This is a genomic window from Streptomyces sp. NPDC041135 (genome assembly GCF_055592085.1).
On the sequence record NZ_JBVIYZ010000016.1, the window covers coordinates 48414 to 71670 of the forward strand.

Genomic DNA, 23257 nt, shown 5'->3' on the forward strand with positions numbered 1-23257 from the left:
GGGGCGGGTCCGGGTGGGTCGGGGTCGGTCAGATGAGGTCCATCGCGGCGACCTCGTCGGGGCGGCCGTAGCTGACCGGACCCTGGAAGCGGCGGCGGGCGGTGGCGAACCACCACACCGTGGCCACGGCGAGGACGACGGCCAGGGCGATCGGGGCGTAGTTGAAGGAGTCGACGGTGATCGGCGAGGCCTGCGGCAGCATGAACAGCACGCTGCTGAGCAGGATCCAGACCACCGCCAGCCAGCCCACCGGCCTGCTCCAGCGGCCCAGGTGCCAGGGTCCCGGCTCGAACCGGGAGCCCAGCCGCAGCCGCAGGAAGATCGGCACCGCGTAGGCGAGGAAGAGGCCGACGACGTTGACGCTGACGATCGCGGTGAACGCGGTGTGCGACCACCAGCCGGGCACGACCAGCGCCAGGGAGCAGCCCACGGCGAGCCACACGGCCTTGACCGGGGTGCGGGTGCGCGACGAGACCGAGTGCCACCACCGGGAGCCGGGCATGGCGCCGTCCCGGGAGAAGGCGAAGATCTGCCGGGTGTTGCTGGTGAGGTTGGCGAGACCGCAGAAGAGCATCGCGCCGATCACGATCAGCAGCATCACCTTGGCGGCGCCCAGGCCCAGGCCGTCGATGAGAATCTGGACGGGCGGTGCGGAAGAACCGGCCACCTTGGCGTAGTCGCTAATGCTGTAGACCAGTGCGAGCATCAGGATCAGGCCGGTGAGCGCCGAATAGCCGATCGCCCGGGTGATCCCCTTGGGGGCGTTGACCGTCGCCTGGACCGTTTCCTCGGACATGTGGAAGCTGCCGTCGAACCCGGTGAAGGTCCAGCTGGTGACCAGCAGGCCGAGCATGCCGCCGTAAAGGCCGTTGCTGAAGCCGGTGTTGTTCACGAAATGCGTCACGAAGGACGCCGACTGATGATGATCGGGCATCACGATCAGTGTGCTCACGATCACCACGAGTCCGATGATCAGCCACCACACGGATATCCGGTTCAGCAGCGCGACCAGCTGGACCGTGAAGGTGTTGGCGAGCCCCTGGAGCACGATGATCAGCGCGGTGATCAGCACCGTCTGGTGCGCGGTCGGCTGGTAGGAGGACCACTGGAGGGCGATGAAGGCCTGGATGAAGGTGGCGGCCGCGTATCCGGTGGCCGCGGTGCCGCCGATCTGGCCGACGAAGTTCAGCCATCCCGTGTACCAGGACCAGGCGCCCTTGTGCCGCTTGGCCAGCTTTCCGGCGGAGAAATACAGGGCACCGCTCGTCGGATAGGCCGAAGCGACTTCCGCCATGGCCGCGCCGATGAGCAGCACCATGACGGAGACGCCTATCCAGCCGAACACGAGAATGCGCGGCCCGCCCGCGTTCATACCGTATCCGAAGGACGAGAAGATACCTGAAAGGATATTGATGATGGTGAAGGAGATCGCGAAATTGTCGAACGCCTTGAAACGACGGGTCAGTTTCCGCGGATAACCCATCGCGTGCAGGGTGGCGTCGTCGTCGAGCACGACCGGGTCGTCTCCTCGGCGGGCCGCGGCCCGGGGAGTCGAAATCCGTTCCGACACTGATCGACCTTTCTCTCGGTTGGGGACGAGCGGGGGACGAACTTCGGTCAGGCGGGTCCCGGCACGGGCAGTCCGCAGGCGCGCCGGGCCCGGGAGAGCTGCTCCTCGGGGTCGCCGAAGACGCTCCAGGGCATGCGCGAGGCGTACGGTCCCATCGCCGCGAACACCGCCCGGGCCTCGAACTCGCGCTGGGCCATGACCAGCGCGTGCCCGAGGTAGGCCAGGTCCAGCACCGGGGTGAAGCGGTAACCGGTCACCGTGGGCAGCCAGTTGTGGTAGATCGCCAGGGCCGTGGAGCGCCACTGCGGCTGCTCCCAGACGCGGTCGGCCAGCAGCTGGCCGGGGTTGTAGCTCTCCACCAGCGCGACCAGGGGCAGCAGCCGCAGGGCCGAGTCGGCGGGGGCGCGCTGGCTGAGGAAGGCGGCCACGTCCCAGGCCGCGTTGACCGAACCGCCGTACCGGCTGAAGAAGCAGGACAGGAAGCGGTGGTGGGCCTCGCGGTGCCAGGGGTCGAGGGACAGGATGTGCGCGAACAGCCGCCAGGGGCCGGGCGGGGCGGTGAGCAGCCCGGCGGGGGCGGGGTCGCGCAGCCGGTGCAGCCGGGCCATGGCCAGCTTGGCGACCCAGGGGGTGGGGTCGGCCGGGGCCATCTCGGCCGCCCGGTCGCAGGCCGCCAGCGCTATCCGCTCCAGTGCCTCGGCCCGCTCGTCACGGGCGTCGGCGGCCCGCACCGCCCGCTGCACCGCCACCCGCGCCCACATCAGGGTCGCCTCGGCGGTGGGCTCCTCGGCCAGCCAGCGTTCGACCAGGTCGGTGTCGGCGGCCTCGGAGGCGATGACCAGTGAGCGGTGGGCGCGCAGCGCGAAGTCGGCACGGGTCTGGGCCAGGGCCTCGGACGCGGTCAGATAACGTCCGGCGCGCACATCGACGCATACCCGCGCGAGGACGCGGTCGTCGGCCGCCGGGTGCCACACATAGTGCCCCTCGAATAATTCCGTGGCCATGTTCCCCTGTCCGTCCCCGTGGCGCGCGTCGCAGGTGCGCAGGAGGCACCTTACTCAGCCGGAGGCACAGCGGGAACGTCGATTTCGACATATCGGTCAGCCGATTCGGAACTCAATGCGGGCGATTGCCCGTGGACCCGCCGGTAGTTCAAGACGTGACGTTTTCTGGGCCCCACCCGCCGGGCCCGGCGGGCCGCTACTAGAATGTTTCCGGAAAACACCCCACACCGCACCACACCTCAGGAATCGCCATTCACGACCTCGCCGGCGCGCTGCGCGGCCTCCCCCCGTCCCTGGGCCCCGTCCGGCTGATCGGTGTCGACGGGCACGCCGGCTCGGGCAAGTCGACGTTCGCCGCACGGCTGGCCGCCGCCCTGGGCGGGGCGCCCGTGCTGCACCTGGACGACATCGCCAGCCACGCCCGGCCCTTCGACTGGACCGGGCGGCTGCTCGGCCAGGTGATCGAGCCGCTGCGGCGGGGCGGGAGCGCGCACTACGAGCCCTACGACTGGTCCGCCCGGCGCTTCGGCCCGCCCCGCGAGCTGCCGTCCGCGCCGGTGGTCCTGCTGGAGGGCGTGGGCGCCGGCCGCCGCGCGCTGCGCCCGCATCTGGCGCGGCTGCTGTGGATGGAGGTGCCGAGGGAGGAGTCCTGGGCGCGGGGGCGGGCGCGGGACGGGGAGAGGCAGCGGGAGTTCTGGGCCGGATGGGTCCGGGAGGAACGGCGGCACTTCGCCGCCGACCCCTCACGGCCGTACGCCGATCTGCTGGTGCTGCGGTCTCCGCAGGGGTACGAGGTGCTGCCGGGACCCGCGACGACCGGCGGAACCGGCTCTTCCGTCACCGAGTGTGACGGCCCGCCCGCTGTGTGGTGAAGGTGTGAAGATCGCGTGGGGGCAACTCGCACGAGCGCCCCCACCTGTGCTTGACCCGGGGGCCGGGCAGGTCTTACGTTCTCAATGTGCGGTCGTTCGAGGCCGCCCGCAGACGCGAAGCCCCCGGTTGTTCCCCCGTGACCGGGGGCTTCGTTCTGCCCGCGGCCGGTTTCCCGGCCGCCGCAAGCGCCGATCCGCTCACCCACGGTCACCGCTCGGGGTGCGCGCCGCCCGCTACCACCGCGCCGAACGGCCTGTGCGGCACCCTACGGCGGGCGGTGTCCCCGCAGGTACGATGCCCACGGTGCGACCTTCGAACGACTGCTTCGCGCACCTGCAACTCCGGTCCGCGGCACAGCGGTTCGACCAAGGCGGCCACCGGCGAAGGCCCGGTGGTCAACCGACGGGGGCACGGTTTGTGGGGGACGTGATGGACTTCGGCACGCGGGGCCACGAGGCCCCGGCCGACCTCGCCTGGCTGCGAGGTGTGGACGCCTACACGATGGGCGCCTATCCGCAGGCCGAGGAGGAGTTCCGCGCCGCGGTGCGGATGGATCCCGGCATGGCCGACGGCTGGCTCGGACTGCACGCGTTACGCGTCGACACCACCACCGCGCTGCTGCGCATGTTCCGCCACCGGGACCGCTTCGGCGAGCAGCGCACCCGGCACCGCCGCACCCTCAACTCCTGGTACTGGCTGGGCTGGTGGGTGCAGCCGGTGCTGGAGAGCCCGCGCGATCTGCTGCTCGCCCACGCCTCGCACTGGCTGGACGGGCGGCACGTCCCGGAGCTGGACCGGGCGCTGGCCGGCCTGCCGCCGGTGGACACCGACCCGCAGGTCCGCTTCCTGCACGCCTGCCGCGCCTATCTGGTCAAGGACTGGGAGCAGCTGGTGCGGCACACCGACTCCCTGCTCGACGACGCCCTGCTCGGCATCGAGGCGGGACTGTTCGGCGGGATGGCCCGGGTCCGCCTGGAGATGTACGGGCAGGCCGAGCCGCTGCTCTCGGCGGCCCTGATGCGCTGCCGCAGCGAGCAGCCGCAGCGCAAGGAGCTGCGGTACTGGCTGGCCCGGGCGCACGAGGGCACCGGCCGGTCGGCGGCCGCCCTCCCCCTGTACCGGGCGGTGCACCGGGTGGACCCCGCCTTCATGGACACCTCCGCCCGGCTCGCCGCGATCGCCGAGGGCGACGGCTACGAGGACGCGGCCGGTTTCGCGGCGATCACCCTCACCGGCACCGGCCAGGACATGGTGGACGGCCCGGACCTGCTCGATCCGCTGTTCGGCACCGAGGGGCGCGACCTGCGCTTCCCCGACGCAGAGCCGCCGTCGGCCGGTCCCCTCTCCCCGGCGGCCGACCCCGCGGTGCGCTACCGGACCGTCGCGGCGTCCACGCCGCTGCCCACCGGGCCCACCGATCCCGCCCTGCTGGAGGAGGCGCTCGCCGAACTCGAGCGGATGGTCGGTCTGGAGCCGGTGAAGCGGCAGGTCAAGGCGCTGTCCGCGCAGCTGAACATGGCGCGGCTGCGGGCCGGGCAGGGCCTGCCGGTGCAGCCGCCGAAGCGGCACTTCGTCTTCTCCGGGCCCTCCGGCACCGGCAAGACCACCGTCGCGCGCATCCTGGGCCGGGTCTTCTACGCCCTCGGGCTCCTCGGCGGCGACCACCTGGTGGAGGCCCAGCGTGCCGATCTGGTCGGCGAGTACCTGGGGCAGACGGCCGTGAAGGCCAACGAGCTGATCGACTCCGCGATCGGCGGCGTGCTCTTCGTGGACGAGGCCTACTCGCTGTCCAACTCGGGCTACGGCAAGGGCGACGCGTACGGCGACGAGGCGTTGCAGGTGCTGCTGAAGCGGGCCGAGGACAACCGGGACCACCTGGTGGTGATCCTGGCCGGCTACCCGGAGGGCATGGACCGGCTGCTCGCCGCCAACCCGGGCCTGTCCTCCCGCTTCACCACCCGGGTCGACTTCCCGTCCTACCGGCCCCTGGAGCTGACCGCCATCGGCGAGGTGCTGGCCGCGGAGAACGGGGACGCGTGGGACGAGGAGACGCTGGAGGAGCTGCGTTCCATCGCCGGGCACGTGGTCGAGCAGGGGTGGATCGACGAGCTGGGCAACGGCCGGTTCCTGCGCACGCTGTACGAGAAGAGCTGCGCGTACCGGGACCTGCGGCTGTCGGCCTACCCGGGGGCGCTCACCCGCGACGACCTGGCGACGCTGCGGCTGCCGGATCTGATGCAGGCGTACGGCGAGGTGCTGTCGGGGCGCGGACCGCAGGACCCGCCGGCGATGTGACACCTCCCCCGACCCCGCCGGCCGGAACCGCGGTCCCGCCGCCCACCGGTACCGGCTCCGCCGGCCGACCGGGACGGGCCCGGCCGGCCGGAAGCGGCTCAGCCGGCCAGCGCCTCCTCCGGCTCCCCGCTCACCCGGGGTTCCGACACCCGGGCCACGGCGGCTGCGGAGTCCTCGCCGCCCTCGGCCTCCTCGGGGTTCTCCCGGTGCGCGGGGTCGCGGACCTCGCCCACCAGCAGCTCCAGGACGTCCTCCAGCGCCACCAGGCCGAGCACCCGGCCGGAGGCGTCGGCGACCTGGGCCAGGTGGGTCGCGGCCCGGCGCATCACGGTCAGCGCGTCGTCGAGCGGCAGCTCCGCACGCAGGGTGGTCATCGGGCGCCACACCTGCTGCGGCACCGCGCGCTGCGAGTCCTCCAGGTCCAGCACGTCCTTGACGTGGACGTAGCCCATGAAGGCGCCGGTCTCCGCGGCGACCGGGAAGCGGGAGTAGCCGGTGCGGGCCGTCAGCTCGACGATCTGTCCCGGGGTGACCGAGGGAGCCACCGTCACCAACGACTCGCGCTTGAGCAGGACGTCGGTGACAGGGCGGGAACCCAGCTCCAGCGCGTCCTCCAGCCGCTCCTGCTCCTCGGGGTCGAGGAGGCCGGCCTGGCCGGAGTCCTCCACCAGGCGGTTGAGCTGCTCGCTGGTGAAGACGGCCTCGACCTCGTCCCTGGGCTCGACGCCGAACAGCCGCAGGACGGCCCGGGCGCAGGCGCCGAGGCCCACGGTGATCGGCCGGCACACACGGGCGAAGGCGACCAGCCCCGGGGCGAGCCACAGCGCGGCCTTCTCGGGGGCCGCCATCGCCAGGTTCTTCGGCACCATCTCACCGATGACCAGATGGAAGAAGACCACGGCCGCCAGGGCGATGACATAGCCCAGGGGGTGGATCACCCCGTGCGGCACGTGGACCCACGCGAAGACCGGCTCCAGCAGCCGGGCCACCGTCGGCTCGGCGACGGCGCCCAGCGTGAGCGAGCAGACCGTGATGCCGAACTGGGCGGCGGCCATCATCTGCGGCAGCCGCTCCAGACCGTGCAGGACCTGGCGGGCCCGGGTGGTGCCGAGCGGTTCGATCTGGCTGCGGCGCACCGAGACCAGCGCGAACTCGGCGCCGACGAAGAAGCCGTTCGCCAGGACCAGCAGCGCGGCGAAGAGGAGTTGGACGACGCTCATCGGGCGGCCTCCATGACGTTCACCGCGGGCACCGTGCGCACCAGGCGGACCCGCTCGGCGCGGTAGTGGCCGACCCGGCGCACGGAGAGCCGCCACCCGGGCAGCTCGGCCTTGTCGCCGGGGGCCGGAATGCGGCCGAGCAGGTCGGCGACCAGCCCGGCCACGGTCTCGTACGGCCCCTCGGGCACGTCGAGGCCGATGCGCAGCAGGACGTCGACCCGGCAGCTGCCGTCGGCGTCCCAGGCGGGCCTGCCGTCCTCGGGCGGGGCGGCGGCCAGCTCCGGCACCAGCTGGCCGTCGTGCTCGTCGCGGACCTCGCCGACGAGTTCCTCGACGATGTCCTCCAGGGTGACCACGCCGGCGGTGCCGCCGTACTCGTCGACGACGACGGCGATGGGCTGCTCGCTGCGCAGCCGGGCCAGCAGCGGCTGGACCGGGAGCGTCTCGGGCACCAGCAGGGCGGGCCGGGCGATGCGGCCGACGGGGGTGCGCAGCCGGTCGCGCACCGGGACGGCGAGGGCGTCCTTGAGGTGGGCCATGCCGACGATCTCGTCGATCTTCTCCCGGTAGACCGGGAAGCGGGACAGGCCGGTGGCCCGGGTGAGGTTGACGACGTCCTCGGCGGTGGCCGACGACTGCAGCGCGCTGACCTTCACCCGCGGGGTCATCACGTGCTGCGCGGTCAGCTCGCCGAGCGACAGAGTCCGTACGAAGAGGTCGGCGGTGTCCTGTTCCAGCGCGCCGGCCTGGGCGGAGTGCCGGGCGAGGGAGACGAGTTCGCCGGGGGTGCGGGCGGAGGCCAGCTCCTCGGCGGGCTCGACGCCCAGGGCCCGCACCAGCCGGTTGGCGACCGTGTTGAGGGCGGCGATCACCGGGCGGAACAGCAGGGCGAAGCGGTGCTGGGGACCGGCGACGAACCGCGCCACCTGGAGCGGCTTGGACACCGCCCAGTTCTTCGGCACCAGCTCGCCGATGACCATCTGGACGGCGGAGGCGAGCAGCATGCCGACGACCACGGCGACGCCGGAGACGGCGCCCGGGGGGACGCCGATCGCGGTGAAGGGGCCGCGCAGCAGCTGGGCGAGGGCCGGTTCGGCGAGCATGCCGACGACCAGGGAGGTGATGGTGATGCCCAGCTGGGTGCCGGAGAGCTGGAAGGACAGCTCCTTGAGCGACTCGACGACCGTACGGGCGCGCTTGTCGCCCTCGGCGGCGGCCCGCTCGGCGTCCGGGCGGTCGACCGTCACCAGGCCGAACTCCGCCGCGACGAAGAAGCCGTTGGCGAGGATCAGCAGGAATGCCGCTGCCAGGAGCAGCAGGGAGGTGGTCATGAGGCCGCCGCCTCCGCGATCGGGAAGGGGGCGGCGCAGGTACTACAGGACGATCCGTCCATCGCTGGAGGGAGTCACTCCTCGGGTAGCAGGAACCCCTGTGCACCGGGCGGAGCAGCAGGGGCGGAGGCGCAACGAAAACACCTCCGCCTCCAGATTAATCAAGACATGGCCCGATGCGGCAGGGTGGGCGTCACCCGGTCGGCCCTGATGTTCCTCACTCAGGGTTCTCGGGGTCGCGCACGGCGTGCCGCTCGACCAGGGCCCGCAGGGCGCGCGCGTCGGCGAGAGCCCGCTGCCGGGCCAGGCCCGGCTGGATGCCGAGGGCGGCCAGGCTGGTGCCGTCGCTGAGGTCGAGGAAGACCCAGGGATCACCCGGGCGGAGGTTCACCTGGATGATTTCCGCCCAGGCCAGCCGGTGTCGGCGGGCGATGTTGACGACCGTCACGCCGCTCTCGTCGGCGAGCACCTTCACCCGGGCGAAGCGGGCCAGCGCCCAGAACAGCAGCGCACCGGTCACCACGAAGGTGATCCGGTCCCCCGGGCCGAGCTGCTCCAGCAGCAGCGCGACGCCGGAGATCACCAGGAAGATGACGGCACCGGCGGTGAGCAGGATCACCCTGGTGTGGCCCGGCCGGAAGGTGACGGGGAGGCGGGGTGGCGGCGTCGTTTCGGACGTACCGGACATGTGCGTGCGGTCCCTCAGAGGCGGCAGGCGTGGATGGCCGTGGTCAGGATGGCCCGGGCACCGATGTCGTAGAGGTCGTCCATGATCCGCTGGGCCTCCTTGGCCGGGACCATGGCACGGACGGCGACCCAGCCCTCGTTGTGCAGCGGGGAGACGGTCGGGGACTCGAGCCCCGGGGTCAGGGCGACGGCCTTCTCCAGCTGCTCGACCCGGCAGTCGTAGTCCATCATCACGTAGGTCCGGGCCACCAGGACGCCCTGGAGGCGGCGCAGGAACTGCTGCACCTTGGGCTCGTCGCTGCCGGCTCCGGTACGGCGGACGACGACGGCCTCGGACGTCATGATCGGCTCGCCGAAGACCTCCAGGCCCGCGTTGCGCAGGGAGGTGCCGGTCTCGACGACGTCCGCGATGACCTCGGCGACGCCCAGCTCGATGGCGGTCTCGACGGCGCCGTCGAGGTGGACGACGGCCGCGTCGACGCCGTGGTCGGCGAGGTGCTTGGCGACGATGCCCTCGTAGGAGGTGGCGACCGTCCGGCCGCCGAGGTCGGCCACACCGGTGGCGGTGCCGGGCTTCGCGGCGAAGCGGAAGGTGGAGCGGGCGAAGCCGAGCGGCAGGATCTCCTCGGCGTTGGCGCCGGAGTCGACCAGCAGGTCACGGCCGGTGATGCCGATGTCGAGGCGGCCGGAGGAGACGTAGATCGCGATGTCGCGGGGGCGGAGGTAGAAGAACTCGACCTCGTTCTCCGGGTCGACGATCCGCAGTTCCTTGGCCTCGCGGCGCTGCTGGTAGCCGGCCTCATGCAGCATCTCCGCCGCAGGGCCGGACAGGGAACCCTTGTTGGGGACGGCGATGCGCAGCATGAGGTCGGCTTCCTTCGGTGTGCGGGATGGGTGGGGCGGGCCGGGATCTACAGGTGGGCGTAGACGTCGTCCAGGGAGATGCCGCGGGCGACCATCATCACCTGGACGTGGTACAGCAGCTGCGAGATCTCCTCGGCGGCCGCTTCCTTGCCCTCGTGCTCGGCGGCCATCCAGACCTCGGCGGCCTCTTCGACGACCTTCTTGCCGATGGCATGGACCCCTTTGCCGACCAGCTCCGCGGTGCGGGAGGTGGCGGGATCGCCGTGGGCGGCCTTGTGCTGGAGCTCGGTGAACAGCTCCTCGAACGTCTTCTTGGACATGGTGGTCCTTACCCTACGCGCTCCGGCCGGTGCCTCAGTGCCAGGGTTCGGATACTGAGCGGAGCGTGGTCGCGGTGGCCACCGCCGCGGTGACCGCCTCGTGCCCCTTGTCCTCGTTCGAGCCCTCGATCCCGGCGCGGTCCAGGGCCTGCTCCTCGGTGTCGCAGGTGAGCACGCCGAAGCCGACGGGGACGCCGGTCTCCACGGACACCTGGGTCAGCCCCTGGGTGACGCCCTGGCACACGTACTCGAAGTGGGGGGTACCGCCGCGGATGACCACGCCGAGGGCGACCACCGCGTCGTAGCCGCGGCCGGCCAGGACCTTGGCGGCGACCGGCAGCTCGAAGCTGCCCGGGACCCGGATCAGGGTCGGCTCGTCGATCCCCAGGTCGTGCAGGGCGCGCAGAGCGCCGTTCACCAGACCGTCCATCACCTTCTCGTGCCACTGCGCCGCGATGACGGCGACCCTGAGGTCGCTCGCGTTGCGTACGGACAGTTCCGGTGCACCCTTGCCGCTCACGTTTCTCCTAAGTGCTTTCGCTTACTGGTTGCCGCAGGTGACCGCGGAGGCGGTCACGGACGCCGCCGGCCCGGGCGCGGACGCCGGCCCGGGGGGTGTGTCCAGCCAGGGCAGGTCGTGTCCCATCCGGTCCCGCTTGGTGCGCAGGTAGCGGAGGTTGTGCTCGCCCGCCTGCACGGGCATCGGCTCGCGGCGGGTGACCTCGATGCCGTGGCGCAGCAGCGCCTCGCTCTTCTCGGGGTTGTTGGTCATCAGCCGCACGCTGCGCACGCCGAGGTCCGCCAGGATGCGGGCGCCGGCGCCGTAGTCGCGGGCGTCGGCGGGCAGGCCCAGCTCCAGGTTGGCGTCGAGGGTGTCGTGGCCGCGTTCCTGGAGTTCGTAGGCGCGCAGCTTGGACAGCAGGCCGATGCCGCGGCCCTCGTGTCCGCGCAGGTAGACGACGACCCCGCGGCCCTCGGCCTGGATGCGCCGCAGGGAGGTGTCCAGCTGGGGGCCGCAGTCGCAGCGCTGGGAGCCGAACACGTCACCGGTGAGGCACTCGGAGTGCACCCGGACCAGGACGTCCGCGCCGTCGCCGAGGTCGCCGTGGACGAGGGCGATGTGCTCGACGCCGTCGACGGTGGAGCGGTAGCCGTACGCCGTGAAGGTGCCGTGGGCGGTGGGCAGCCGGGTCTCGGCCTCGCGGCGGACGGTGGGTTCGCTGTCGCGGCGGTAGGCGATCAGGTCCTTGATGGAGATGATCGTCAGGCCGTGCTTGCGGGCGAACGGGATCAGTTCGGGCAGGCGCAGCATCCGGCCGTCCTCGCCGGCGATCTCGACGATCGCGCCGGCCGGGCGCAGGCCGGCGAGCCGGGCGAGGTCGACGGCGGCCTCGGTGTGGCCGTCACGGGCCAGGACGCCGCCGGGCCGGGCGCGCAGCGGGAAGACGTGGCCGGGCCGGACGAAGTCGGCGGGTCCGGCGGTGCCGCCCGCCAGGAGCTGGAGGGTGGTGGCGCGGTCGGCGGCGGAGATGCCGGTGCTCACGCCGTGCGCGGCCGAGGCGTCCACGGAGACGGTGAACGCGGTCTTCATCGACTCGGTGTTGTCCTCGACCATCTGCGGCAGCCGCAGCCGGTCCAGTTCCGGGCCCTCCATGGGGGCGCAGATGAGGCCGCGGCACTCGCTCATCATGAAGGCGACGATCTCGGGGGTCGCCTTCTCGGCGGCGACGACGAGGTCGCCCTCGTTCTCCCGGTCCTCGTCGTCGACGACCACGACCGGGCGGCCGGCCGCGATGTCCGCGACGGCCTGGGCGACGGGGTCCAGCGCGAAGTCCTCGATGCCGTCGGTGCTGTACAGGGCGGGTGCGGTGCTCATGCCGGCGCTCCTTCCAGGGTGGGCCGCGGGCTCCTGCGGGAGCGCAGCCACCAGTCGCGCATGCCCCACAGGACGAGTGCGCCGTAGATGACGTAGACGAAGCCGGAGAAGGCGTAGCCGTTGGCGAAGTTGAGGGGCACGCCGACGAGGTCGACGAGCAGCCAGGCGAACCAGAACTCGACCATGCCCTTGGCCTGGGCGTACATGGCGACGACGGTGCCGACGAAGATGTAGGCGTCCGGCCAGGGGTCCCAGGACAGGCTGGGGTAGGCCTTGAAGAGGAGGGCGACGGCGACGGTGCCGGCGGCGGCCGCGGCGACCATGACCGCGCGCTCGCGCCAGGTGGCGAACCGGACGGAGATGTGGCCGTCCTCGCCCTGGCCCCGGCCGCGGCTCCACTGCCACCAGCCGTACAGGGCGACGGCCATGACGACGGCCTGCTTGCCGGCGCTGCCGGTCAGATGGCCGTAGAACGCGCCGAACAGGATGAGACCGGCCAGGAACTGCACGGGCCAGCTCCACAGGGAGCGCCGCCAGCCGAGCGCGAGGGCGATCAGGCCGAAGATGTTGCCGACCATGTCCGACCAGAGGATGTGCTGGTCGAACAGGACGAACGCCTCGGAGTTGAGCGAGTTCACCGGCCGGCCCCCTGTCCGGCCGCGAGCAGCCGCTCCACGTACTTGGCGATGACGTCGACCTCGAGGTTGACCGGGTCGCCGGGCTGCTTGTGGCCGAGCGTGGTCAGGGCGAGGGTGGTGGGGATGAGACTGACGGTGAAGAAGTCGGGGCCGGCCTCGACGACGGTGAGGCTGATGCCGTCGACGGTGATGGAGCCCTTCTCGACGACGTAGCGGGCCAGGTCCGCGGGGAGCGAGATCTTCACGATCTCCCAGTTCTCGGACGGCGTGCGCGCCAGCACCTCGCCGGTGCCGTCGACGTGCCCCTGCACGATGTGACCGCCCAGGCGCGCGCCCAGGGCCGTGGGGCGCTCCAGGTTGACGCGGGAGCCGACGCCGAGCGCGCCGAGGCTGGAGCGGTTCAGCGTCTCGGCCATGACGTCGGCGGTGAACTCGCCGTCCGCGTGGTCGACGACGGTGAGACAGACCCCGTTCACGGCGATGGAGTCGCCGTGCTGCGCGCCCTCGGTCACGACGGGGCCGCGGAGCCGGAAGCGGGAGGCGTCGCCGAGATTCTCGACGGCGGTGACCTCACCCAGCTCTTCGACGATTCCGGTGAACACTTCCCGGGTCCTCCTGCCTCTTCGGGCACGGACTCCGGGGCCTGTCGATGACGACAGCAGGTACGGGTGGAACACACCGGGGCGACGCCGGAGCGGACCCGTCCGCTCACGGACGAGCCCGGATTCGACGACGCGCGCACATGTGTGCCCGCCCGCCGCGCACTGCCTCCCATCCGGACTTTAACCGTCGGTCCAGGAATTTCACCTGGTCAACCGGCCGCTGGAAGCGACCGGGTCGCGGACTGTAACCGCCGGTTCGGACTTTCACCGACCCCGGAGTGCGCTGCTTCTGGTACAGGGCCAGTGTGCCATGTCCGATGGTCACCCAGACAGGGGCGGGGTGTGGGGTGGCTCACAGCACCACCCGCCCTCCACCGGCCGCCGAGTACGCCGGGGCGCGCGCGAGCGCGCCGGCCTCCGCGGCGGCGGGCGGGTGCCGTGGCAGACGATCCGTCAGCAGGAGCGGTCCAGACCATTGACGCAATGGTCTGGACCTTTCTAGGGTGCGGATCTGACCCGGCGGCGGTGACGAAGGCCCTTGCCCGCCGCCGGGTCGCTCACGCCCGCTGACGGAGCGGCGGCCGGGCGCGGGCGCCGCGTGGTTCAGCCGGTCCGGCCGTCGGCGGTGCCGCCCGGGGCGCCGAACGGCCGGGCGGGGGCGGGCCGGTGGCCGGGCGGGGCGAACAGGTCGTCCTGCGCGCGCTCGCGGGCCGCCAGCAGCGCGCCGCGCAGCACCGCCGCGCCGCCCAGACGGCCGGCCCGCACCTCGGTGGCCAGCGGTGACATCCGGCGCAGCCGCTCCTCCACGCGCCGGGCCAGCGCGGCGGCGCCGGCCTGCCCCACTTCGCCGCCCAGCACCACGCAGCCCGGGTCCAGGATGGCGGTGACGCAGGCGGCCGCGAGGGCGACCCGGTCGGCCAGGGCGTCGAGGAAGCGGGCGGCCGGGGTGTGCCCATCCCCCGGGGCCTCCGGGGCCGCCGGGGTCCGCGCGCCCCCGGAGGCGGCCGGGCCTGGCCCGGCGGCGCCGCCCGGCTCCTCGCCCGCCGGCTCCTCGCCCGCCACCTCGGCCACCGCCGCGGCGACGACCACCGCGACGCCGGGGCCGTCGGCCGGCGCCGGTACCGGCAGGCCCGAGGCGCGGGCCAGTTCCGCGACGGCGGCCGCTCCCGCGAGTGAGTGGAAGCCGCCCTCGCAGTCCGTCGCCGAGGGCAGCGACGTCGTGCCCGGCACCGGCAGGAAGCCGATCTCGCCGGTGCCGCCCGAGGCGCCGCGGCGCAGGTGGCCGTCGAGGACCACGGCGGCACCGGTGCCGTGGCCGAGCCACAGCAGGACGAAGGTGTCCCGGTCGCGGGCGGCGCCCTCGCGCATCTCGGCGAAGGCGGCCAGGTTGGTCTCGTTCTCCACGCTGACGCGGGCCTCGGGCAGCCGCTCCTGGAGGGCGGCGACCAGGCGGCGGTGCCACAGGGGCAGGCCGCTGGCGCCGCGCAGTTCGCCCGTGGCGGGATCGATGAGCCCGGGCGCCCCGATGCCGACGGTGTGCAGCCGGTCCGCCCCCGCCTCCTTCGCCGCCCGCTCGACCGCCGCGACCGCCTGCTCCACCGCCGGCCCCGTGCCGCTCTCCCCGTGGATCGGTACCGACGCCTGCGCGAGCACCCGCCCCAGCAGGTCGGACACCAGCACGGCGACGCCCCCGGTGCGCACGTCGAGCGCGGCCAGCTGGGCCCGGTCGGCGACGATGCCGTACAGCCGGGCGTTGGGGCCGCGGCGCTGCTCGCCGGACTCCCCCACCACGCTGATCAGGCCGGCGGCGGTGAGCCGTTCCACCAGGTCGGCGACGGAGGGCCGGGACAGACCGGTGAGCTGCTTCAACTGCCCTGCCGTCAGCGGCCCTTCCTGCTGCAGCAGCCGCAGGGCGAGCCGGTCGTTGATGGCCCGGGCGGTGCTCGGTGATGCGGGCATGGCGGGAATCCTCCCAGATCGCGAGGCGGCCTGCCCCGCCCCGGCGGCCGTCGACGCCTATCTATCAGGCAGGGTCCCTGATAGTTTACGCCGGAGTGTGGCGGTGAGGGCCGCGCACGGCGGTGTGCCACCGCCGGAGAAGGGCTGGGACCATGGGTGAGGTGGACGGCGTGCGACAGCAGCAGGACCAGGTGAGGCGCGCGCGGTACGCCGTGGCGGCCGTGTTCGCGGTGCACGGCGCCGTGACCGGTTCCTTCGCCACCCGCGTGCCGTGGGTCCAGGACCACGCCTCGCTCAGCGCCGGCCAGCTGGGGTTCGCCCTGGCGTTCACGGCGTTCGGCGCCTCGTGCTCGATGCCGCTGGCCGGGCGGATCAGCCACACCTTCGGCAGCCGCACCGCGCTGCGCGGGCTGATCGCGCTGTGGACGCTCTCGCTGGTCCTGCCCGCCCTCGCGCCGAACCTGTACACCCTGTGCCTGGCGATGTTCCTCTACGGCGCCAGCGCGGGCATGGCCGACGTCGCGATGAACGCGCTCGGCGTCGAGGTGGAGCGGCTGCTCGGGAAGTCGATCATGTCGGGCCTGCACGGCATGTGGAGCGCGGGCGCGCTGGTCGGCTCGGCCGCGGGCACCCTGGCGGCGCACCTCGGCGCGGACGCCCGCCTGCACTTCGCGCTCGCCGCCGCGGTGCTCACCCTGCTGGGCGTGGCGGCCTCCGGCTGGGTGCTGGACGTGCAGCCCGCCGAGGACGAGGAGCCGCCGCCGCGGTTCGCGCTGCCGCCCCGCTCGGCGCTGCTCATCGGCGCGGTCGGCTTCTGCGCCGTGTTCGCGGAAGGGGCCAGCCTGGACTGGTCGGCGGTGTTCCTGCGGGACCGGCTGGACAGCTCGGCCGGCCTCGCGGCGGCGTCGACGACCGGGTTCATGCTGACCATGGCGGTGGCCCGGATCGCCGGGGACGCGGTGGTGAACCGTTTCGGCGCCGTCCGCACCGTGCGCGCCGGCGGAGTGCTGGCCGTGCTCGGCGCCCTGATGATCGTGACCGCGGCGCACCCGCTGGTGGCGATGGCCGGGTTCGCGCTGATGGGGCTGGGCATCGCCGTGGTCGTACCGCTGTGCTTCGCGGCGGCCGGACACGCCGGGCCCAACCCCAGCCAGGCCATCGCGGGCGTGGCGACCATCACCTACACCTCGGGGCTGATCGCGCCGAGCCTGATCGGCGGGGTGGCCCAGGCGACCAGCCTGGTGGTCTCGTTCTGCGTGGTGAGCGTGCTGGCCGGCGGGGTCGCCGCCTTCGCCGGGGTGCTGCGCACCGCCGAGCGCGGCGGCCGCGACGAGGTCAGTCCGCGGGCCGAAGCAGTTCCCGGCCCGCGGCCCTGAACGCGTCGCTCCAGGGGGCGGGGCGCAGCGTCGCCGCGTCCAGCCGGACCAGCACCCGGGTGCCGCGCGCGTAGGTGAGCGCCCCGTCGGCCGAGCAGAAGCGGAAGCCGTAGGTCAGGCCGGTGGTGCCGAGCCGTTCCAGCCAGAGGTGGACGGCGTACCCACCGGTGCGGGTGACCGGCGCCTCATAGCTGATCGTCAGCTCCCGGACGGCGTTGCAGGCGTCGCCGGCCGCGGCCCAGTCGCCGTCGAAGCGGATGCCGTGCTCGTTCCACAGCTCGGTCCAGGCGCGCTCGACCATCAGCGGGTAGCGGGCGTTGTGCAGCAGGCCGAGCGCGTCCAGGTCGTCGAAGTGGACGGTGACGGGCATCAGCCGGCCGTACGACAGGGCGGGGGCGGTCGGGGCTTCGGCGGTCACGGGTGGGGCTCCTGGGCGTCGCGGGAGGGCGTTTCGGTGTGCGGTGGGCGGTGCGTGTTCGATGTGCGGTGTTCGATGAGCGGTGATCGCCCACCATCCTAAGCGAGCGCTCAGTGGTGCGGACGTCCCCGGGGCGAGGTGCGGGCCGTCGCCGCCGCGGGGTGCGCCGCAGCCGTGACAATGGTCCGGACAGGTAACACGTACAGAGAAGGCGAAACCTCATGGACCTCGGCGTGCGCTGGAAGCTGCACGGTGACGGGCGGACACCCGCTCCCGGAGCGGTGGTCAGGCCCGACGAACGGCTCTCCTGGCCCCGCACGGTCGGGCTCGGCGCCCAGCACGTCGTGGCAATGTTCGGGGCGTCCTTCGTGGCTCCCGTCCTGATGGGCCTCGACCCCAACCTGGCGATCATGATGTCGGGCGTCGCCACCGTCCTGTTCCTGCTCGCCACCCGCGGCCGCGTGCCCAGCTACCTGGGCTGCTCCCTGTCCTTCGTCGGCGTGGCCGCCGTCATCCGCGCCCAGGGCGGCACCAGCGCGACCGTGACGGGTGCGGTCCTGGTGGTCGGCTTCGCGCTGTTCCTGATCGGGCTCGCCGTCCAGCGCTTCGGCGCGCGGATCATCCACGCCGCGATGCCGCCGATCGTCACCGGCGCGGTCGTCATGCTGATCGGCTTCAACCTGGCCCCGGTGACCGCGACCACCTACTGGCCGCAGGACCAGTGGACCGCGCTGCTGGTCATGCTCTGCACCGGTCTGGCGATCGTCTGCCTGCGCGGTTTCTGGTCCCGGATCGCCATCTTCCTGGGTCTGCTCTTCGGATACGTCCTGTCCTGGGCCCTCGACCGGATCTTCGGCAAGATCCACTCGGTGGACGCGAGCGGCAAGCTCACCTACCACTGGCGGCTGGACCTGTCCGGCGTCGGCAAGGCCGACTGGATCGGCCTGCCGTCCTTCCACGGCCCGTCCTTCCAGTGGTCGGCGATCCTGGTCGCGCTGCCCGTGGTCATCGCGCTGGTCGCGGAGAACGCCGGGCACGTCAAGGCGGTCGGCGAGATGACCGGCGACCCGCTCGACGACCGGCTCGGCACGGCGATCTCGGCGGACGGCGCCGCCTCGATGCTGTCCACCGCCGTGGGCGGCCCGCCCAACACCACCTACTCCGAGAACATCGGCGTCATGGCCGCCACCCGCGTCTACTCCACCGCCGCCTACTGGGCCGCGGCCGGCTTCGCCCTGCTGTTCGGCCTGTGCCCCAAGTTCGGCGCCGTGGTGGCCGCCGTCCCCGGCGGCGTGCTCGGCGGCATCACCGTCATCCTCTACGGCATGATCGGCCTGCTGGGCGCCCAGATCTGGCTCAACGCCGGGGTCGACCTGCGCAACCCGCTGAACCTGGTGCCCGCCGCCGCGGGCATCGTCATCGGCGTCGGCAACGTCACCATGACGTTCTCCGACACCTTCTCCCTCAGCGGCATCGCACTCGGCACCCTGGTCGTCATCACCGGCTACCACGCGCTGCGCGCCTTCGCCCCCGCCCACCTCAGGACGCAGCACCCGCTGCTCGACGAGGGCACGTCGTCCTACGACGCCGAGGCGGCCCGGCGCGGTCAGCCGCAGGACCCGGCCTGACCCGAACGGCAGGCCCTGGCGGCGCCCGTCCGTCCCTCTCCCGAGTGACGACCGCGGTCCCCCGTTCCGGGGAAGCGCCGGGCCCGTCGGCGCGTCCGCCGGGCCCGGGCTGGGACGCTTCCCCCATGGCGCAGCTGGAACACCTCACCGCACCCGTCGACGCCGTCGTCTCCCGGATGCGCGCCCTCGACGCGGCCCTGCCCGAGCGGGACGGGATCGCCGTGTTCAACCGCGTCTACCTGGCCGTCACCGAGGAGGTCGGCCGCGTCGTGGGCGCCGGCGGTTTCGCCGACGCCCGGGCGGCGAGCACGCTGGACGCCCGGTTCGCCGAGCGCTATCTGGCCGCCGTCGACGCGGTCGCGCGGGACCGCCGCCCGCCGGCCTGCTGGCGGCCGCTGTTCCAGTTCCGCCGCCACCCGGGCGTACGGCCGCTGCAGTTCGCGCTCGCGGGCATCAACGCGCACATCGGGCACGACCTGGCGCTGGCCGTCGTGGACATCTGCCGGGCGCTGGAGTGCGAACCGGCCGAGCTGGAGGACGAGTTCGAGCGGGTGGGCGACCTGCTGGTGTCGCTGGAGGAGCGCATCCGCGAGGATCTGATGCCGGGTCCCGACCTGCTCCAGATCGCCGACCCGCTCACCCACCTGCTCGGCTCGTGGAGCCTGGAGCGGGCGCGGGAGGCGACCTGGGCGGCGGCGCGGGCCCTGTGGGCGCTGCGCCGGTGCGAGGACGTCGCCGGGGAGCTGGCCGAACGGCTGGACGCGGCGGTCGGCTTCGCCGGCCGCATGCTGCTCACCCCGCTGCCCGGCTGAGGCGGCCGGGGCCGGTCGGCCCCGGCCCCGGGCCGCCGCCGCGTCGCCGGGGACCTGGTCAGTCCTCGGGCAGTTCCACGGGGGCGATCTCGTCGTAGACGTCACCCGGGCCCGGGTTGGCGGCGTCGGTCTCGCCGCCGAAGTGGCGCATGACGCCCCACACCGCGTTCAGCGCGGTCTGGATCGCGCCCTCGGCCCAGCCGGCCGTCCAGGAGATGTCGTCGCCGGCCAGGAAGATGCCCCGCTTGTCCTCGGGCAGCCGGTCCTGCATGAAGTGCGTGAACAGGCGCCGCTGGTAGCGGTAGTGGCCGGGCAGGTTGGCCTTGAACGCGCCCATGAAGTAGGGCTCGTTCTCCCAGGAGACGGTCACCGGGCTGCCGATGACGTGCTTCCTGATGTCGACGTTCGGGTAGATCTCGCCGAGCGACTTCAGCATGACCTCCATCCGCTCGTTCGCGGACAGCGGCAGCCACTTGAGGCTGTCGTCGCACCAGGTGTAGGAGAGGCAGATGACGGCCGGCTTGTCCGGGCCGTCGTCCAGCAGGTAGGTGCCGCGGGTCATGCGGTCGGTCAGCGTCATCGACATGACGTCCCGGCCGGTGGGGTTTCCCCTGTCGTCGACGGCCTTGTCCAGCCAGAACGGCCGGTCCACGGGCACGAACAGCTTGCTGGACTCCATGTAGTGGGTGCGCTCGATCGCCGTCCAGTGGTCGATCGGGAACAGCGAGTCGTCGCAGGCGATCTTCGACAGCAGCATCCAGGACTGCGCGGTGAAGACGGCCGCCGGGTAGGTGCGGATGTCGCCGTTCGCGTCGGTCACGGTGATCCGGTTGCCCGCGGTGCGGTGCAGCCGGGTCACGGCCGGGCGGGGCTCGCCGTTCACGTGCAGGGACTTCAGCGAGGTGCCGTACGGCCAGTGGACGATCTTCTCCGGCTCGCGCTCCCACAGGCGCAGCGGCAGCTGCTGGGAGCCGCCGACGATGCCGCGGTGGTGGTCGTCGGCCTCGGTGTAGACGACGCGCAGGATCTCCAGGATGGAGTTCGGGAAGTCGGTGTCCCAGCCGCCGGTGCCGAAGCCGACCTGGCCGAAGATCTCGCGGTGCCGGAAGGACCTGAACGCCTCGGAGTCGCAGAGGAAGCCGTAGAAGGTCTGGTTGTCGAGCTTCTCGACGAGCCGGGACCAGATCTCGCGGATGCGCGGGACGTCGCGCTCGCGCATGGCGCGGTTCATGTCGGAGAAGTCGGCGCCCTCCTCCAGGCACTTGCCCCAGGCGGCGGCGACGTCCCGGTAGACCTGCGGCAGGTCCTCGATGGTCTCGGCGTAGTGCGACTCGCCCTTGAGGTCGACGACGGTCGAGGGGGTCGCCTCGGCCAGCGGGTTGGGGAACGGGCGCGTCTCCAGGCCGACCAGGTCGATGTAGTGCTGGAGGGCCGTGGAGGACGGCGGGAAGCGCATCGCGCCCATCTCGGCGGTGAGGGACGGGTCGCAGCCGTCGAAGCCGACGGTGCGCAGCCGGCCGCCGAGCTGGTCGGCCTCGTAGACGACGGGCCTGAGGCCCATCTTCATCAGCTCGTAGGCGGCCACGATGCCGGACAGGCCGCCGCCGATGACGGCGACCTCGGTGCCGTGCTCGGTCGCCGGCACCTGGCCGAGGCCGGCCGGGTGGGCGAGGAAGTCGTCGTAGGCGTAGGGGAAGTCCGGGCCGAACATGGTGATCGGCGGCTGCTGCTCGTCGGCGTGCTCGACGGCGTTGGGCACCGTGGACGTCATGGGGTACGGACTCCTTGCGGGGAAGAACGGGGTGGAGGCTGGGGGTGTCAGACCAGGGACCCGTAGAGGCCGGGGCGGCGGTCCTTCAGGTACGGGTTGGCCTCGCGGGCGGCGGCCAGGGCGACGGGGTCGGCGTCGGCGAACACCAGCTGCTCGGCGCGGCCGGCCCGGACCCGGGCGATGCCGTCGGGGCCGGCCAGCACGGACAGCCCGACGAACTCGAACTCGCCCTCGGCGCCGGCCCGGTTGACGTACGCGACGTACATCTGGTTCTCCCAGGCCCGCACCGGCACCAGGGACTCGGGGACGAACTGGAAGGGGTGCATCTGAGCCGTGGGCACCAGCAGCAGGTCGGTGCCGGCCAGGGCGTGGGCACGGACGTTCTCCGGGAACTCGACGTCGTAGCAGATCATCAGGCCGACGGTGAGCCCGTTCAGCTCGGCCTGCACGACCGGCCGGTCACCCGGGGTGAACTGCTCGCGCTCGAAGCAGCCGAAGAGGTGGGTCTTGCGGTAGTTGGCCAGGCGGGTGCCGTCGGCGGAGATCAGCTGCGCGGAGTTGTACACGGCGGAGCCGTCGCGCTCGGGGTAGCCGTAGGCGAGCGCCAGGCCGTGCCGGGAGGCGATGGCGGCGATCGTGTCGGCGCACTCGCCGTCGGCGGGCTCGGCCAGGCGGGCGACGTCGTCGCCGATCGCGTAGCCGGTGAGGAACAGCTCCGGCGCCACCAGCAGCCCGGCGCCCGCGGCGGCGGCCCGGCCCGCGGCCTCATCGAGCACCTTGAGGTTCTCGACGACGGAGCCGGGGCGGCCGGAGCTCTGGAGCAGGGCGGTACGCATGCGGCATCCTCACCGGTAAGAAAGGGGTTCAGGGGGTCAGATAGACGGTACGGGCGGGGCGCTCGGCCGGACAAGAAGGAGCCGTTGCGCTCCGGTGCGCGGTTCGTTGCGTCGAGCGGGGCCATGGCGGCGATTCGTTGCGCGGCCCCACGGCGAGGGCACTGATCAGGGACGACGGCCGGCCTGCGGGGCGGCGCCTAAGGGGGAATCCGGTGGAGCCGGACACATTGCCGTACGTCGACTGCCACACCGCGGTGGTCGCGGCCGGCCCGGACGCCGTGTGGCGGGCGATCGGCCGCAGGGTGGAGCGGTCCTTCGCCGGGCCCGCCGCGGGCCGCTACGCCCGGCTGGTCGGCAGCGTCGACCAGGCCGCGTCCGGGCCGCGCCCGCTCGCCGTCGGCTCGACGGTCCCCGGCTTCCGCGTGATCATCGCCGATCCGGGCCGGGAGCTGGTCCTGGCCGGGCGGCACCGCTTCTCGGTGTACGCGCTGATCCTGCGCCTGGAGCCGGACGGCCCGGGCCGCACCCGCGTACGGGCACAGACCCGGGCCGACTTCCCCGGCCCGGCCGGGACGCTGTACCGGTTGCTGGTCATCGGCACCGGCGCCCACGCACGGGGCATGCGGCACCTGCTGCACGGCATCCGCCGGGAGGCGACGGCCCACGGGCCGGGCGGCCGGGACCTCGCGGACACGGCCTAACCGGGTGCGCCGGAGGAGAAGCGGCGCAGCAGCGGGGAGAGCACCAGCACCGACTTGGTCCGCTCCACGAACGGCTCCCCGGCGATGCGCTCCAGCACCCGCTCGAAGTGCCGCATGTCGGAGGCGAAGACCTGGACGACCGCGTCCGCGTCCCCGGTGACGGTGGACGCGGCCACGACCTCCTGGTAGCGCTCCAGGCCCCGCTGGATGGTCTCCGGGGAGGTGTTGCGCCGGCAGTAGATCTCGACGAACCCCTCGGTCTCCCAGCCGAGGGCCGCGGGATCCACCCGTACGGTGAAGCCGGTGATGGCTCCGGTGGCCCGCAGCCGGTCCACGCGCCGCTTCACGGCGGGCGCGGACAGGCCGACCTCCTGCCCGATGTCGGCGTAGGAGCGGCGGGCGTCCTCGGCGAGGGCGTGCACGATGCGTTCGTCGAGAGTGTTCAGCACGTCGGGTCGTTCACTTCTTCGGGTCGG

22 protein-coding genes and 1 riboswitch are annotated in these 23257 nt (G+C 72.8%); of the genes, 6 read left to right on the forward strand and 16 right to left on the reverse strand.

What is annotated here, in order from left to right:
- Positions 1-28: 28 nt before the first annotated feature.
- Both ACZ6CZ_RS28420 and ACZ6CZ_RS28425 read right to left on the reverse strand, forming a co-directional pair.
- On the reverse strand, positions 29-1570 hold the full coding sequence (locus tag ACZ6CZ_RS28420; RefSeq protein WP_469026719.1) for an amino acid permease: 1542 nt from the start codon (positions 1568-1570) through the stop codon (positions 29-31).
- Between the two features lie 47 nt (positions 1571-1617).
- Positions 1618-2574, reverse strand: a complete 957-nt coding sequence (locus tag ACZ6CZ_RS28425; protein ID WP_469026721.1) for a hypothetical protein — start codon at positions 2572-2574, stop codon at positions 1618-1620.
- Between the two features lie 251 nt (positions 2575-2825).
- Between ACZ6CZ_RS28425 and ACZ6CZ_RS28430 the strand changes: the two genes are divergently transcribed.
- Together ACZ6CZ_RS28430 and ACZ6CZ_RS28435 are read left to right on the forward strand one after the other, a co-directional pair.
- Complete coding sequence (locus ACZ6CZ_RS28430; protein ID WP_469026890.1) at positions 2826-3446, forward strand: uridine kinase family protein; 621 nt, start codon at positions 2826-2828, stop codon at positions 3444-3446.
- Between the two features lie 430 nt (positions 3447-3876).
- Entirely contained in the window at positions 3877-5742 is a 1866-nt protein-coding gene (locus tag ACZ6CZ_RS28435; protein WP_469026724.1) for an AAA family ATPase, read from the forward strand.
- Between the two features lie 98 nt (positions 5743-5840).
- Here ACZ6CZ_RS28435 and ACZ6CZ_RS28440 read toward each other — a convergent pair whose 3' ends face one another.
- From ACZ6CZ_RS28440 to ACZ6CZ_RS28485, 10 genes are all read right to left on the reverse strand, one after another.
- The gene (locus tag ACZ6CZ_RS28440; protein WP_469026726.1) at positions 5841-6962 is read right to left on the reverse strand and encodes a hemolysin family protein; all 1122 of its coding nucleotides are present in this window, start codon (positions 6960-6962) and stop codon (positions 5841-5843) included.
- Positions 6959-8293 (reverse strand): hemolysin family protein, encoded by a 1335-nt coding sequence (locus ACZ6CZ_RS28445; RefSeq protein ID WP_469026729.1) that lies wholly within the window; start codon positions 8291-8293, stop codon positions 6959-6961. The genes ACZ6CZ_RS28440 and ACZ6CZ_RS28445 overlap by 4 nt, the downstream gene beginning before the upstream one ends.
- Positions 8294-8510: 217 nt before the next feature.
- Complete coding sequence (locus ACZ6CZ_RS28450) at positions 8511-8981, reverse strand: PH domain-containing protein (protein ID WP_469026731.1); 471 nt, start codon at positions 8979-8981, stop codon at positions 8511-8513.
- A gap of 14 nt (positions 8982-8995) precedes the next feature.
- Entirely contained in the window at positions 8996-9844 is an 849-nt protein-coding gene (gene hisG, locus ACZ6CZ_RS28455; RefSeq protein ID WP_469026734.1) for an ATP phosphoribosyltransferase, read from the reverse strand.
- A 47-nt stretch (positions 9845-9891) separates the two neighbouring features.
- Positions 9892-10164 carry a phosphoribosyl-ATP diphosphatase gene (locus tag ACZ6CZ_RS28460; RefSeq protein ID WP_016434182.1) on the reverse strand — a complete coding sequence of 91 codons (273 nt, stop codon included), beginning with the start codon at positions 10162-10164 and terminating at the stop codon, positions 9892-9894.
- 34 nt (positions 10165-10198) lie between these two features.
- A complete protein-coding gene (ribH, locus tag ACZ6CZ_RS28465; protein ID WP_469026738.1) occupies positions 10199-10684 on the reverse strand; it encodes a 6,7-dimethyl-8-ribityllumazine synthase in 486 nt (161 codons plus the stop codon).
- Positions 10685-10705: 21 nt separating this feature from the next.
- Positions 10706-12040 (reverse strand): bifunctional 3,4-dihydroxy-2-butanone-4-phosphate synthase/GTP cyclohydrolase II, encoded by a 1335-nt coding sequence (locus ACZ6CZ_RS28470; RefSeq protein WP_469026741.1) that lies wholly within the window; start codon positions 12038-12040, stop codon positions 10706-10708.
- A complete protein-coding gene (locus tag ACZ6CZ_RS28475; RefSeq protein WP_469026744.1) occupies positions 12037-12678 on the reverse strand; it encodes a nicotinamide mononucleotide transporter family protein in 642 nt (213 codons plus the stop codon). Before ACZ6CZ_RS28475 ends, ACZ6CZ_RS28470 begins: the two co-directional genes overlap by 4 nt.
- Positions 12675-13280 (reverse strand): riboflavin synthase, encoded by a 606-nt coding sequence (locus tag ACZ6CZ_RS28480; protein ID WP_469026745.1) that lies wholly within the window; start codon positions 13278-13280, stop codon positions 12675-12677. Before ACZ6CZ_RS28480 ends, ACZ6CZ_RS28475 begins: the two co-directional genes overlap by 4 nt.
- 155 nt (positions 13281-13435) lie before the next feature.
- Positions 13436-13566: riboswitch (FMN riboswitch) on the reverse strand.
- Positions 13567-13883: 317 nt separating this feature from the next.
- Positions 13884-15239, reverse strand: a complete 1356-nt coding sequence (locus tag ACZ6CZ_RS28485; RefSeq protein WP_469026748.1) for an ROK family transcriptional regulator — start codon at positions 15237-15239, stop codon at positions 13884-13886.
- A 152-nt stretch (positions 15240-15391) separates the two neighbouring features.
- Between ACZ6CZ_RS28485 and ACZ6CZ_RS28490 the strand changes: the two genes are divergently transcribed.
- On the forward strand, positions 15392-16615 hold the full coding sequence (locus tag ACZ6CZ_RS28490) for an MFS transporter (RefSeq protein WP_469026751.1): 1224 nt from the start codon (positions 15392-15394) through the stop codon (positions 16613-16615).
- On the opposite strand, the gene ACZ6CZ_RS28495 is transcribed toward ACZ6CZ_RS28490, so the two are convergent.
- Positions 16575-17033, reverse strand: a complete 459-nt coding sequence (locus tag ACZ6CZ_RS28495) for an acyl-CoA thioesterase (protein WP_469026753.1) — start codon at positions 17031-17033, stop codon at positions 16575-16577. The genes ACZ6CZ_RS28490 and ACZ6CZ_RS28495 overlap by 41 nt on opposite strands.
- A gap of 221 nt (positions 17034-17254) precedes the next feature.
- Here ACZ6CZ_RS28495 and ACZ6CZ_RS28500 point away from each other — a divergent pair, with 221 nt between their 5' ends.
- Together ACZ6CZ_RS28500 and ACZ6CZ_RS28505 are read left to right on the forward strand one after the other, a co-directional pair.
- Positions 17255-18661 (forward strand): uracil-xanthine permease family protein, encoded by a 1407-nt coding sequence (locus tag ACZ6CZ_RS28500; RefSeq protein WP_469026756.1) that lies wholly within the window; start codon positions 17255-17257, stop codon positions 18659-18661.
- Positions 18662-18786: 125 nt separating this feature from the next.
- The gene (locus ACZ6CZ_RS28505) at positions 18787-19473 is read left to right on the forward strand and encodes a DUF5995 family protein (protein WP_469026758.1); all 687 of its coding nucleotides are present in this window, start codon (positions 18787-18789) and stop codon (positions 19471-19473) included.
- 58 nt (positions 19474-19531) lie between these two features.
- Here the strand turns inward: ACZ6CZ_RS28505 and ACZ6CZ_RS28510 are convergent, their stop codons facing one another.
- Positions 19532-21244: a flavin monoamine oxidase family protein gene (locus ACZ6CZ_RS28510; RefSeq protein WP_469026761.1), complete on the reverse strand. Its 1713-nt coding sequence runs from the start codon at positions 21242-21244 to the stop codon at positions 19532-19534.
- Between the two features lie 47 nt (positions 21245-21291).
- Positions 21292-22080 (reverse strand): carbon-nitrogen hydrolase family protein, encoded by a 789-nt coding sequence (locus ACZ6CZ_RS28515; RefSeq protein WP_469026764.1) that lies wholly within the window; start codon positions 22078-22080, stop codon positions 21292-21294.
- Positions 22081-22292: 212 nt separating this feature from the next.
- Between ACZ6CZ_RS28515 and ACZ6CZ_RS28520 the strand changes: the two genes are divergently transcribed.
- The gene (locus tag ACZ6CZ_RS28520; protein WP_469026766.1) at positions 22293-22781 is read left to right on the forward strand and encodes an SRPBCC family protein; all 489 of its coding nucleotides are present in this window, start codon (positions 22293-22295) and stop codon (positions 22779-22781) included.
- Here the strand turns inward: ACZ6CZ_RS28520 and ACZ6CZ_RS28525 are convergent.
- On the reverse strand, positions 22778-23230 hold the full coding sequence (locus ACZ6CZ_RS28525; protein WP_469026768.1) for an Lrp/AsnC family transcriptional regulator: 453 nt from the start codon (positions 23228-23230) through the stop codon (positions 22778-22780). The genes ACZ6CZ_RS28520 and ACZ6CZ_RS28525 overlap by 4 nt on opposite strands.
- Positions 23231-23257: the final 27 nt, after the last annotated feature.